The organism is Aeromonas sp. s8, from assembly GCF_040907785.1.
Classification (GTDB): domain Bacteria; phylum Pseudomonadota; class Gammaproteobacteria; order Enterobacterales; family Aeromonadaceae; genus Aeromonas; species Aeromonas veronii.
The window spans coordinates 113299-126071 of the sequence record NZ_JBFOCL010000057.1 but is presented as its reverse complement, the minus strand read 5'-3'; the positions used below and the strand labels follow the sequence as shown (position 1 = coordinate 126071).

Sequence of the window (12773 nt, the reverse complement as noted above, 5' to 3'; positions counted from 1 at the left end):
GACTAACATTAAAAACCATAACAATCAGGTCGCCAGCAATTCCCTTTATTATGGCCTCACCGATTTGGCTGAAATATCAACCAAGGGGGTTATTGCAGATTATTTACGACGTCGATAGTCCGCCAGACGGATTATTTTACCACTGCCATCGCTTTCAGGCGGAGGGTCCCCCTCTTCCCTGAACTGGCTCATTTCGCTGCGCATCAAATAAAAAGATTCCCGCATCATGTTGGTAATCCGGATACAGCTATCAAGATTGTTTTTCGCCAGACGGCGCTGACCATCAATCTTGAACTGCAACCCGCGCAGACGGCGCTGCTGATCGGGGCTCGCTCGGGCCATCAGCTGGTCGATCTGCTGCTCCAGAATCGCATCCAGCCGGGAGGGCTCACTCGCAGCCAACTCCTTCAGGGTGTCAAAATCAGGCAACTCCATATGCCCTCCTTGGCGACTATTGCTGGCAACACACTGCGGTACCACACCATCACGTCCCAGCCATATAAATCTGTATATACGACGCGGCTAAAAAGGGTTCAATCCATCCACTGCCGACTAAACCGGACAATGGTCACTACGAGGGTGTCTATCTATTTTAATTGTGTTTGGAAACAAGCGATTGTTTTTAATTCAGGCGAGATAAAACACTTATACATTTTAGGTTGTGATTTTCTGTTTTTTATTGCAAATAAAAATCCGGGTGGCCTTATTTTGCTTCATTCGACACTTTATTCTTCCCTCACCGACCCGCGTCATCTCCTGACGGTTTAACATATCTCACTGATTATGTTATTTTAATTGCCACTTTTATCGGACATTCAAGAGCAAACCATGAGCAAGGCAAAAATCGGTATCGTCACCGTCAGCGATCGCGCCAGCGCGGGCATCTATGAAGACCTCTCCGGCAAGGCCATCATCGACACCCTGAACGCCTATCTGACCTCGGAGTGGGAACCTGTCTATCAGGTGATCCCCGATGAGCAGGAGCTGATTGAAGCGACCCTGATCCAGCTGGCGGATGAGGAGCAGTGTTGTCTCATCGTCACCACAGGCGGCACCGGTCCGGCCAAGCGGGATGTCACGCCGGAAGCGACCGAGGCGGTATGTGATCGCATGATGCCTGGCTTTGGCGAGCTGATGCGGGCCGAATCCCTCAAGTTTGTGCCGACTGCCATTCTATCGCGCCAGACTGCCGGGCTGCGGGACGATACCCTGATCGTCAATCTGCCAGGCAAGCCCAAATCAATCCGCGAATGTCTGGATGCAGTCTTCCCCGCCATCCCCTACTGCATCGATTTGATGGAAGGGCCATATCTCGAGTGCGATGAAACCGTCATCAAACCATTTCGGCCGAAAAAATAGCGAACCCGACCATAAAAAATAATGGCGAGCCACGGCTCGCCATTATTTGTAACTCATCTGTCTGCGCAGAAGAACCGCATCAATTATTTGCGGCCGAATACTTTTACGCCCGCTTTGCTGCGCTCTGAATTACCGTACACTTCGATTTTTTTCACACAACGGCGCGAGCCCAGTGATTTCCACTCGGTCTCTTTATCACTGCTCATTTCCCGATCGAAACGAATGGTCTTGGTACGATCACCACCATAGGTCACCACCACCCGATCCAGGGTCAAATCACGCTCCGCCTTCACCTTGATATATTTGGTCTGACGGCAAACCACCAAAGGAATTGTCGCACCATGATCACCGGCTCCCAGTAAAATAGTCCGCCCCAGCGTGAACTGATCGTCACCGGCATGGCTGGCTGACGCCACCACCAGCAAGACACCACCCAGCAAGCTGCGTGCAGAAAAACGGGAATTCCAGATAGACATCAAGGACATAACACCTCCAATAAAAAATGGAGTGTGATGATAAGGGTTAAACCATAACGGAAGCTGTATCACGGCTGAATTTGCTGCGAATGTGCGGGGATCAACAGAGAAAACAGCGCGACTTTTCGGCAAAAAGAGAAGAGCCGCAGATAGCGGCCCTTGCGGCAAGAGAGCGCTTAGCGCTCCATGATTTGGGTCACGTCATCTTTCTTGATCATCACCTCGCGCCCTTCATGATCGTAATAGCGATACATGCCGGTACTCTCATCCAGCTTGGGTTTGCTCTCTGTGGTGATCATCTTGCCATCCTTGGTGCTCATGATGTATTGGGAGCTGCATGCCACCAGCCCCAGGGCACACACCAGGATCATCATCAGTTTTTTCATTGCGGCCTCTTCTGCGATCATCCTCACCACGAGGATGTTTCTTGAAGCCTAGTTCAATCGCACGGCACGGGATGGCGCGATGAGCAAAGCGGGATCGCCGTCAATAATCAGCGACTTAGCCTCGCTATCTGGCCGGGTGGCGAGCGCAATGAAAAAGGCCGGACATCTCTGTCCGGCCTCTTCTTTTCAGCGCAAGAGCGCAATCATGACTTGGCGGGCTGACGCTCACCGGTCACGGTCGGGTTCTTGGGATCGGAACTCCACTCGTACCAACCGCCGTCGTAGACGCTGATCTGTTTCCAGTCCATCAGCCAGGCGTAGAAGAAGGCCTCGGAGGCGCGCCAGCCGGTACCGCAGTAGAACGCAGCCTGCTGAGTTGGCTCGATGTTCCACTGGTCCCACATGGCGAGGATCTCGCGGGCCGGCTTCATGGTGCCGTCCGGGTTGTGGAAGTCGCTCATGCTGTTGGCATCGACGCCACCATGACCCCACTTGGCCCCCGGGATATCGCCCTTCGGCTTGATGTAGCTGTAACCTGAGGTGTTGCCGACAAACTCGTCCCAGGTACGCACGCTGACCAGTGCGCTATCGGGCTGCTTGAGCAGCTCTTTCGCCTGACTTAGCGTGGTGTAGTACTCGGGGTGAGCGGGAATGGCCACGCCAAACTCCTTCACCGGCTCATACTTGTTGGGCAGACCGGTTTCGGTACGCAGGTGCTGGATAAACCAGGCATCCAGACCACCGTCCAGCAGGCGTACATCTTCCACCCCCGCATACATCATCAGGTGCGCGGCACGGGCAGCCGCCATGGTGTTGCGACCGTAAAGGATCACGGTGGTGTCGTGACGGATGCCGTTATCCAGCAGCAGCTTCTTGAGCGCTTCGTCAGAGACCTTGTTCCACAGCGGCTCCTCTTCGAGGCTGTTGGTATCGATATAACCGGCCCCCGGGATGTGGCTGATGAGGTAGGCCTTGGGTGAACCCCAATCCACTTCAAACAGCTTCCAGTCACCCTTGGGCGCCGCGGCAACCGGCTTGCCCTCTTGCAGATCCGCCAACCAGCGCGGATAGACCAGCTGCTGCCAGCGTGCCAGCGACTCGCGCGGTGCGGCTTGCCACCCTTGCAGCTCGAACAGCTGCTTGATCCCCTGCTTGCGCAGCAGACGGGCCACCTCGGCCACTTCGCGGGACGCACCGTAGAGGGCAACCGGACGATCGGCCTTCAGCCCCTTGATCTCGAGGGCCTTTGGCCACTCTTCATCGCTGTATTTCCACTCGGCAGAGAGGTTCTCGGCGCCCGCCACATGGCCGCCCTGCTTCTCCCCTTCCATCGGCCACCCCTGATAGAAGTAGCTGGCGCGGGTATCCAGGATGACAGCCTGTTTGGCCTTGGCATCGGCCAGCGAGAGCGGTGGCAACTCCCCTGCCACGGCGGGCAGGGCACACCAGAGCAGTAAGGTCGCCAGCGCGGCCTGCAAGAAGCGAAGATGTCGTTTCATGGTGATTTCTCGATTCATAGTGAACAAGGTTAAAAAATGGAGCGACCCAGCCGCTCGGCCAGCAGCTCCAGCGCCGCCGTGCCCGCCAGCGAGTTACCGGCTTTGTTGAGCTCGGGCGACCAGACACAGACGCAGAGCTCGCCCGGGATCAGGGCGATGATACCGCCGCCGACACCCGATTTGCCCGGCATGCCGACCCGATAGGCAAAATCGCCCGCCTCATCATAGAGACCGCAGGTGGCGAGCAGGGCGTTGACCTGCTTGGTGGTGCGGGCGGGCAGCAGCGGTACGCTCTCGCCCAGTGGCACACCACGGTTGGCCAGATAGATGAATGCCCGCGCCAGATCGACGCAGCTCATGCGAATGGCACAGGCATTGAAGTAGCTTTGCAGCACCTTGTCCACTTCGTTTTCGAAGTTGCCATAGGCCTTCATCAGATAGGCGATGGCGGCGTTGCGGGCAGAGTGCTGATATTCGGAGCGAGCGACCACCTGATCCGCCATGATGGCTGGGTTGCCCGAGAGTCGGCGCACCAGCTCTAGGGTACGCTGACGGGGCGCAGTGAGGCGGGTCTCCAGCAGATCGCTCACCACCAGCGCCCCGGCATTGATAAAGGGGTTGCGGGGGATCCCCTGCTCGAACTCGAGCTGAACCAGCGAGTTGAAGGGCTGGCCGGAGGGCTCCTTGCCCACCCGGGCCCAGATCTCCTCCTCCTGATAGAGGGTGAGTGCCAGGGTCAGGCTCAGGGCCTTGGAGATACTCTGGATGGAGAAGGGTTCAAAAGCGTCACCGGCGGTGAACAGCTCCCCCTCGACGGTACAGACTGCGATACCAAGCCGATCGGCCGGTACCTGAGCCAGTGCCGGAATGTAGTCGGCCACCTTGCCTTGTCCCAGCAACGGGCGCACCTCTTCAAGGATGCTGGCCAGTAATTCGGATGACAACACCATAAGCAATAAGCGATTCCATGACTAAAACAGCGGTGGAGATCCCATCCCCACTGACAAAAATCCCGCCAGCGGCGGGATTTTTCAGTTACCCACAACAAGGCGCCAGATGCGGCAGCCTTGTATCAGGCCGGTTCACCGTACCAGAGGTCGAACAGTTCGGTAACGACCACGGCTTCCATCCCCTTGCCTTCCAGCCAGGATTTGACGGCAGCGCGGTCTTCTTCGGTACACTTGCCCAGTTGCTGGGTGCAGATCATCCCTTCCCAGGCCAGGTGACCGGAGCCGGCAAAAGCCAGTTTGCGGGGTTCAACAACCTCATCGATCATCGCATCGACTACCGCATCGATGGTCTCTTCGGCAGTGCCGACCGGGAAGTTGAAACTGATGTCGAAACCCATTTCCTGGAATTCATCGACGCGCAGTTTCTTGCGCAGGCGGCGGCTACGATTGGCCATGATAGCTCCTCAAGTTAGTTGATACGCTAGGTGTGTTGACGTGCCAGCTTAGCTGACACGCTTGAAAATCAGATCCCAAACCCCGTGGCCGAGACGGTGGCCACGTTGTTCAAATTTGGTCAGCGGACGCCAGTCCGGACGAGGCACCCAGTTACCGGTGGCAGAGGTATTCTCGTAACCCTCGGCGGCGCTCATCACTTCCAGCATGTGCTCGGCATAGTTTTCCCAGTCGGTCGCCATGTGGAACACGCCACCGATGGCCAGCTTCTGGCGAATGTCCTGGGCAAACGCAGGCTGTACGATGCGACGCTTGTGGTGACGGCTCTTGTGCCAGGGATCCGGGAAGAAGAGCTGCAGGCAGGAGAGTGAGCCGTTCGGGATCATGTGCTCCAGCACTTCCACCGCATCGTGGCAGATCACCTTCAGATTGGTGACGCCCGCTTCCTGAGCGGTACCCAGACAGGCGCCCACGCCCGGGGAGTGCACTTCAATGCCGATGAAGTTCTTCTCGGGGGCATTCTTGGCCATCTCCACCAGAGAGGCGCCCATGCCAAAGCCGATCTCCAGCACCACAGGTGCTTCACGGCCAAACAGCGCGACCAGATCGAGCTGCTTTGGCTCAAAATCGATGCCCATGACCGGCCAAAGCTCTTCCAGGGCCTTCTCCTGCCCTTTGGTCAGGCGGCCTTCGCGACGGACAAAGCTGCGGATCTTGCGCATGAACTTGCCGTCTTCGTTAAATACATCTTGGGTCACAGGCATAATGGTCTCGTTATTTCATCAATCCGGGTAATACATCTTGTGTCCGATCCCGAGCGGGACCGCTCGCGGCTCGGCATTTCATCGACCCGCGAAAACAGGGGAGCGAATTATCCCAAGATAGGCCCAAGGCGCAAGTGTTTCGCGCAACAAATATTCCGGCCATCCACTTCCCTGCTCCCTCACTGGCATCACCACACCGACTAACCGTCCAATATAATCCGCAGTAGAGTCGTTCCAGCCCTTTTTTGGCGATTTTTGTGACAATCATTGCCTCATTTCTGAAATCTGATACAAACGGATAACCTGGCGGTCGAATGGAGCGACCGCCCACATGCCGAGAGAATTGTCTATGCAGCCGTTTTTTGCCCAGCGCTTCGAGAAGGTTGAACCTTCCTTTATCCGTGAAATCCTCAAAGTTGCCGCCAATCCGGAGATCATCTCCTTCGCTGGTGGCCTGCCCAATCCCCACCTGTTTCCGGTCAAGGCGATCGATCAGGCCTGTCAGGATGTGCTGCGCGAGCAAGGGGCTGCCGCCCTGCAATATGCGGCGACCGAGGGCTTCGCCCCGCTGCGCCAGTATATTGCCGACCGCTATCTGGCCCGCCACGGCATGCAGATCAATCCGGACAACATCCTCATCACCAGCGGCTCCCAGCAGGCGCTGGATCTGCTGGGCAAGGTGCTGATAGACGAGGCTCAGGATCTCATCATCGAAGAGCCGGGTTACCTTGGCGCCATTCAGGCCTTTTCTGTCTACCAGCCCACCTTCAAGCCGATCACCCTTGAAGAAGAGGGGCTGGACCTGGCGGCGCTGGATGCGCTGCTGGCAAGCGGATCCAATGCCAAACTGCTCTACGGCGTGCCCAACTTCCAGAACCCGAGCGGTGTCTCCTACAGTCGTGCCAACCGCGAGGCACTGGCGGAGCGGCTGATCAGCCACGAGCTGTTGATGGTGGAAGATGATCCCTACGGCGAGCTGCGCTTCGAAGGGGAGCATCTCCCCCCGATTGCCAAGCTGGCGCCAAACAATACCGTGCTGCTCGGCTCTTTCTCGAAAACCGTGGTGCCTGCCTTCCGTCTGGGCTGGATGGTGATGCCGGAGTGGCTGCGCAAGAAGGTGACCATCGCCAAGCAGGCGACCGATCTGCACAGCAACGCCTTCAGCCAGCAGGTGCTGCACCGCTTCCTGACCGACAACTCCCTCGACGCTCACTTGGAGAAGATCAAGGAGGTCTATGGCCGCCAGCGCGCTGCCATGGAGGCCGCTTTGGCCCGTCACTGCCCGCCCGGCGTCAGCTACACCCGACCGGAAGGGGGCATGTTCCTCTGGCTGACTCTGCCAGCCCACATCAGTGCCATGGCGCTGTTTGACGAGGCGATCAAGGAGAAGGTGGCCTTCGTACCCGGTGCCCCCTTCTACGTGCGCCCCGAGATCAAGAACACCCTGCGCCTGAGCTTCTCCTGCGTCGATGAAGCGACCATTGAAGAGGGGGTCAAACGCTTGGCCCGCGCCCTCCAGCGCATGCTCTGATCGCCCAAGCCAAACCGTACCAACAAAAAACCAGCGAGCGATCGCTGGTTTTTTTTATGCTCCCCATTCAACCGTTCAGCCAAACAAGGTCTTGCAAAACTGCTTCATCGGGATGGGGCGGCTGTAACGATACCCTTGCAGATAGTCAACGTGGCGCGCCCGCAGGTAGTCCGCCTGCGACTGCTTCTCGACCCCCTCCGCGATCAGGATCAATTCAAGTCGCTTCGCCAGATCAATCACGTTTTCAACGATATGGCTGGAGAGTGCATCCGTGCCGATCATCTCTACAAAGCTCCGATCAATCTTGAGTGCATCGACCTGAAACTGTTGCAGATAGGTGAGACTGGAGTGACCGGTGCCAAAGTCATCGATAGAGATTAAGACGCCCAGTTTGCGCAGTTCAGCAAACATCTGAGCGGTTGTCTCATCAGCTACCAGCAGTTCACGCTCGGTCAGCTCCAGCCCCAAATCAACGGGATTGTCCTTAAACGCGTCGAGAAAGGCCTTGCAGTCAGCCAACAGGTCGAGATCCTGAAAGTGTTTGGCGCTGATATTGAAGCAAAAATGGAACTTGGCCGGCAGCTTGCGGGCATAAGGGGAGAAGTGGTCGCGCACCTGGGCCATCAACAGGCTGGTCATGGGCACGATCAGCCCGCTATCTTCCGCCAGCGGAATAAAGCGATCCGGCGAGATCATCCCCTGCTTGGGATGCTGCCAGCGCATCAGCACCTCACAGCCACGCCACTGCTCATCCTCACCGGAGACCACCGGCTGCAGATAGGGGATAAACTCCTCCTCGATCAACGCCCGCTTGAGCTCTTCCGCTGGTGAGCTGCTACGCCCCATCAGCCTGAAGGTGCCGAATCCAATCAGCAGTGCCAGCAGCGGAGAGAGGAACAAGGTATATCTGGAGTAGCGCCATGCGTGGCTCCAGTAGTCATGCACCGTGACCCGGGTGACGACCTGATAGGGGAAATCGGCCGAAGCGAGGGCAATATAACCCTCTTCTGTCGGAGAGGGCGCCGCCCCGACCTGACCTGAGCCAAACAGAGCCCTCTGCCCCACCACCAGAGCCATCGGGGAGTTCTTGCTGGAGATCTCCAGGGTATTGCGCAGGTAGTAGCCATCTACACCGATCAGCACACTCCCCTTGTCAGTTTCATGACGCAGCACGATCAAGGGGCGATCCGGTGTGACCTCATTGCCAGGCAGCAGTTGCAACCTGCCATCCACATAGCGGTCGGGATTGAAGGGGCCATCGTAGTCACCATAGAGCGAGGTGCAGTAGATGTGGCTGCCGACAGCCAGATTGGCGGACCGCACATCGGGGATCGTAGCCACCTGCTCGCGTAGCAGTTGTGCCGCCTCCTTGCACGAGTGACCCAGCATCCCCTCCACATTGATGGCCGCTTGCCGGGCATGGCCGATGGTGCGATCAAACATCACACGGGCATGCTGCAACCGTGAATCGGCATCACGCTCTATCTCCGTCACGGTCTGCCAGATAACTGCAATAACCCCCAGCAGCAGGATCCCGCCCCCCATCAGCAGCGCCACCAGAATCCTCGAGTAAAGCTGGCGAAGTTTCAAACGACGAAATGGCATGGCGGCCTCTTTGATGCTCGGATGATGGGTGACAGCCTCGTTGGACAGGCGAAAAGGGTCGCCATAATAGCGATTGATCAACAAATGTCCACCCAACAAAAATCAATCAATTCAAACTATTGTTCAACAATATGTCGTAAGAAGAGGATAGAGTTAACAAACGTCAAACAGAAAACTCCCGAAGCACGTCTCACTTGTTGAAGGGAAGCCACACCATTAAAGTTGAGCAAACGGCAGCAGGAGCATGCAGCGATGAAGATTCTTATTACCGGAGGGACCGGCTTTATCGGCCGCAAGCTGGTTGCCCATCTCAAGGTCAATCACGAGGTCGTGGTATTGAGCAGGCAGGGGAGCCGCGCTTACTCCCTGCTCGGTCACGATATCAAGGTATTGGATAACCTCGACCGGCTTGATGACCTCAATGACGTGGACGCGGTGATCAATCTGGCCGGCGAACCCATCGCCGCCGGACGCTGGAGCGAGTCGCGCAAACAGCTGCTCTGCGATAGCCGCTGGCTACTGACCGAGCAGCTGGTCGATCTCATCAAGCTATCCAGCACGCCGCCCAAGGTGCTGATCAACGCCTCCGCCATCGGCTGGTATGGCAGACAGGGCACCGAAACCCTCGACGAGCAGTGCCGCTCTCCCAACGACGAGTTTACCCACCAGCTCTGCCAGCAGTGGGAAACCCTGGCGCAAGAGGCCCAGAGCCGCCAAACCCGGGTCTGTATCGTGCGGATCGGGCTGGTGCTTGGCATGGATGGGGGCGCCCTGCCCAAAATGCTCCCTCCCTACCGACTCGGACTCGGCGGCCCCATGGGGTCAGGCAGCCAGATGATGAGCTGGATCCATGTGCAGGATCTGGTGCGCGCCATGCTGTTCTTGCTGGATCACGAAGAGTGCAGCGGCATCTTCAACGGCACTGCGCCCCATCCGGTCAGCAACCGGGAGTTCAGCCAAACCCTTGCCACCACGCTGCACCGTCCACACATCTTCTTCGTCCCGGCGCCGCTGTTGCAACTGGTGATGGGGGAGGCGGCAGATCTGCTGCTGACCGGACAAAAGGTGATACCAGCACGGCTGCAACAGGCCGGTTTTCACTTCAGCTATCCCGAGCTGCCGAGCGCCCTCACCAATCTTCTGCGTGAGCCCCGCTAACTCACACCCGCTCGCTGCGTCCACTCGTCAGCGCCCCACATAGCAAGCAGCCCGGCCAATGGCCGGGCTGCTTGTTTATGGTGGCTGCGCTATTGCACCTTGTGTGCATCGGCTCGCGCTGGCGGGATTACAACACCCCCTGACCCAGCCCTCGCAGCCGATCGCTCAGGGTGCCAGCCAGCAGCTGACGCTGCATCCCCTGCCCCGCCAGCGTCACCAGCAGTGCCCCCAGTGTCGGCAGGCCGAGCCAGATAGCCCAGTGGAACTGCCACTGCCCCTCGAACCACCACCACTGCAGGCCAAAAGAGCAGAGCTCCACCACCATGGCGGCACAGAACCCCGCCAGCGCACCACTGGCCACCAGCTCCCAGCGCAGCATCTTCCTGAGCAGATCGCTGCTGGCACCCAGAGTGCGCATCAGCAGCAGCTCGCGCCGACGCTGAGCCATGCTGGCCTGGGTCTGGGTCAGCAGCACCAAGAGCGCCGCCACTGTCACCAGCCCCAGCATCAGCGCCAGCGCCCGGCTCACCTGCTCCGATACCTGCGTAAGCCGCGCAATCAGGTCATCCACATCGATAAGGCTCACCGTGGGGTGGCGGCGGATCAACTCCACCTCGGCAGTGCGCCCCGCCTCGGGCAGCCGGTAGCTGCCAAGCCAGGTACGGGAGAAGGGTGCCAGCAGATCCTCGGAGAAGATCATGTAGAAGTTGGGCCGCATATTGTCCCACTTGATGCTGCGCAAACTGGTGACCCTGGCGCCAAAGCTGCGCCCCTCGATGGTAAAGGCGAGCATGTCCCCCAGCTTGATATCGAGTCGCTTGGCCAACTCGTTATCCACCGACACCTCGCCGGGGCCGGCGAGCCATTTCCCGGCAACCAGCTTGTTGTCGGTTGGCAGGGTTGCCGTGGTGGTGAAGTTAAGCTCCCGATCGACCCCTTCGCGGCCACTGCTGGCCCCCTCGCCCACCGCCTCACCGGCGATATGAGTCAGCCTGCCACGCACCATGGGATAGAAGTCGGAGGTGGTGGCCCCGGCCGCCGCCAGTTCGCTCAGGATCCCCTCCCGCTCGTTCTCGGCCACATTGACCAGAAAACGGTTGGGCGCATCGACGGGAAGACGGGCCGAAAACTCATCCAGCAGATCGACCCTGGCCGCCCAGAGCAAGCCAAACAGCATCAATGCCAGCGCAAAGCCCGCCAGCTGAAACAGGCCGCTGCTGCGCTCGCGCGACAGGTGGGCCAGCGCCAGCCGCAAGGCATGAGGCCCGCTCACTTTCGTCCCCAGCCGCAACATCAGCGCCGCCAGCAGGGCCAGCAGCCCCATCAGCAAGCCCATGCCACCCACCAGACCCAGCGCCAGCCGCACATCGGCGGTAAAGCCCCAGACCAGCGCAAACAGCCCGAACAGGCCGACCGGCAGGGCCAGCCAGGGGGGAATACCCGCCTCCAGCTCCCGGCGCAATACCCGCAGCGGCGGCACTTTCAGCAGCCGCAAGAAGGGCACAAAAGCGAGCAGCAGGGTGATAAAGAGCGCCACCGCCACCCCCAGCGCAAAGGGGCGCCAGGAGGGGGGCGGCAGATCCGGCGGCAGCAGGTCCCCCAGCAGTTGCAAGGTGATCCACTGCATGGCTGTGCCCGCCACCAGACCCAGCAACGCACCAATCAGCGTCAGCGACAGCAGCAGGGTTCCCATCAGTTGCCAGAGCGAGCGACGAGATGCCCCCAGGGTTTTGAGCAGCGCCACCATATTGGTCTGGCGCTCGGCAAAGTGGCGCACCGCAATCCCCATCGCCAACGCCCCCAGCAACACCCCGCTTAGCGAGGCAAGCCGGAAGAAACGCTCGGCATTGGCCAGCGAGCGGCCCACCTGGGATTCGCTGTCATCCGGTTTGATCCACTTCTGTCCGGCCTGCAACTGCGGCAGCAGCCACTGTTCGTAACGAGCCAGCGATTCCCGTGGCCCCTTGAACAGATAGCGCCACTGCTGGCGACTGCCCGGCAACAGGGCGCCGGTCGCCTCGATATCGGCACTGTGGATCAGCGCACGCGGCGCCAACAGGAAGGGGCTGAAGCCCTGATCGGGCTCCTCGCCAAGCAGGCCTGCCACCTTGAGCACCGTATTGCCCACCTCCAGCTCATCCCCCGTTTTAGCCTTGAGCAGCTGCATCACCCGGGCGGAGAGCCAGATCTCGCCGGGAGCCGGGGCGCGGGCAGGTTCCAGAGTGAGCTTGCCGTAGAAAGGGAAACCGTCGGGCACCGCCCGAATGGAGGCAAGCTGCAGCGCGTCGCCGTGAAACAGCATGCTGTTGAAGCTGACGGTGGTCTGCACCGCCAAGCCATCCTGTTTCGCTCGGGCCAGCCAGCCATCCGGCAGCGCAGCGGCAGTGCGCAACACCCGATCCGCTCCGATAAAGTCGCGGCCCGACGCCTTGAGTCCGGCATCGAGCCGATCCGCCACCAATGCCACACTCAAGACACACGCCACGCTAAGCGCTAGCGCCAGCACAAACCAGCGCAGCTCGCCGCTGAAACCTTCCCGGCGCAGCAGTCGCCATCCCAATCGCCACTGCATCATCCCTTGCATCTCCCGCC

General features: G+C 59.1%; 12 protein-coding genes. 3 read left to right on the top strand and 9 right to left on the bottom strand.

Features of this window, described 5'->3' with window-relative positions:
• Positions 1-99: 99 nt before the first annotated feature.
• Positions 100-435 carry a DUF3135 domain-containing protein gene (locus tag AB5Y86_RS19945; protein WP_005348142.1) on the bottom strand — a complete coding sequence of 112 codons (336 nt, stop codon included), beginning with the start codon at positions 433-435 and terminating at the stop codon, positions 100-102.
• A 393-nt stretch (positions 436-828) separates the two neighbouring features.
• Between AB5Y86_RS19945 and mog the strand changes: the two genes are divergently transcribed.
• Positions 829-1359 (top strand): molybdopterin adenylyltransferase, encoded by a 531-nt coding sequence (gene mog, locus AB5Y86_RS19940; protein WP_021229718.1) that lies wholly within the window; start codon positions 829-831, stop codon positions 1357-1359.
• Positions 1360-1442: 83 nt separating this feature from the next.
• On the opposite strand, the gene AB5Y86_RS19935 is transcribed toward mog, so the two are convergent.
• The 6 genes from AB5Y86_RS19935 to trmB all read right to left on the bottom strand — a co-directional run bounded on the left by AB5Y86_RS19935 (position 1443) and on the right by trmB (position 5887).
• Positions 1443-1844: a DUF2541 family protein gene (locus AB5Y86_RS19935; protein WP_040066783.1), complete on the bottom strand. Its 402-nt coding sequence runs from the start codon at positions 1842-1844 to the stop codon at positions 1443-1445.
• A gap of 167 nt (positions 1845-2011) precedes the next feature.
• Positions 2012-2221 carry a YgdI/YgdR family lipoprotein gene (locus AB5Y86_RS19930; protein WP_005335219.1) on the bottom strand — a complete coding sequence of 70 codons (210 nt, stop codon included), beginning with the start codon at positions 2219-2221 and terminating at the stop codon, positions 2012-2014.
• A gap of 203 nt (positions 2222-2424) precedes the next feature.
• Entirely contained in the window at positions 2425-3720 is a 1296-nt protein-coding gene (locus AB5Y86_RS19925; RefSeq protein ID WP_005335221.1) for a sulfurtransferase, read from the bottom strand.
• A gap of 29 nt (positions 3721-3749) precedes the next feature.
• Positions 3750-4670: a glutaminase B gene (gene glsB, locus AB5Y86_RS19920; RefSeq protein ID WP_005348151.1), complete on the bottom strand. Its 921-nt coding sequence runs from the start codon at positions 4668-4670 to the stop codon at positions 3750-3752.
• A 122-nt stretch (positions 4671-4792) separates the two neighbouring features.
• The gene (locus AB5Y86_RS19915) at positions 4793-5125 is read right to left on the bottom strand and encodes a YggL family protein (RefSeq protein ID WP_005348158.1); all 333 of its coding nucleotides are present in this window, start codon (positions 5123-5125) and stop codon (positions 4793-4795) included.
• Between the two features lie 48 nt (positions 5126-5173).
• Positions 5174-5887, bottom strand: coding sequence for a tRNA (guanosine(46)-N7)-methyltransferase TrmB (gene trmB / locus AB5Y86_RS19910; RefSeq protein WP_005335228.1), 714 nt, complete (start codon positions 5885-5887; stop codon positions 5174-5176).
• Between the two features lie 349 nt (positions 5888-6236).
• Here trmB and AB5Y86_RS19905 point away from each other — a divergent pair, with 349 nt between their 5' ends.
• The gene (locus AB5Y86_RS19905) at positions 6237-7418 is read left to right on the top strand and encodes a PLP-dependent aminotransferase family protein (protein WP_139439930.1); all 1182 of its coding nucleotides are present in this window, start codon (positions 6237-6239) and stop codon (positions 7416-7418) included.
• A 75-nt stretch (positions 7419-7493) separates the two neighbouring features.
• Here AB5Y86_RS19905 and AB5Y86_RS19900 read toward each other — a convergent pair whose 3' ends face one another.
• On the bottom strand, positions 7494-9023 hold the full coding sequence (locus tag AB5Y86_RS19900; RefSeq protein ID WP_368193883.1) for an EAL domain-containing protein: 1530 nt from the start codon (positions 9021-9023) through the stop codon (positions 7494-7496).
• A gap of 252 nt (positions 9024-9275) precedes the next feature.
• On the opposite strand from AB5Y86_RS19900, the gene AB5Y86_RS19895 reads away from it, so the two are divergent.
• Positions 9276-10181: a TIGR01777 family oxidoreductase gene (locus tag AB5Y86_RS19895; RefSeq protein WP_201942380.1), complete on the top strand. Its 906-nt coding sequence runs from the start codon at positions 9276-9278 to the stop codon at positions 10179-10181.
• Positions 10182-10308: 127 nt separating this feature from the next.
• Here the strand turns inward: AB5Y86_RS19895 and AB5Y86_RS19890 are convergent, their stop codons facing one another.
• Positions 10309-12756: an ABC transporter permease gene (locus AB5Y86_RS19890; protein WP_368193940.1), complete on the bottom strand. Its 2448-nt coding sequence runs from the start codon at positions 12754-12756 to the stop codon at positions 10309-10311.
• Positions 12757-12773 lie beyond the last annotated feature (17 nt).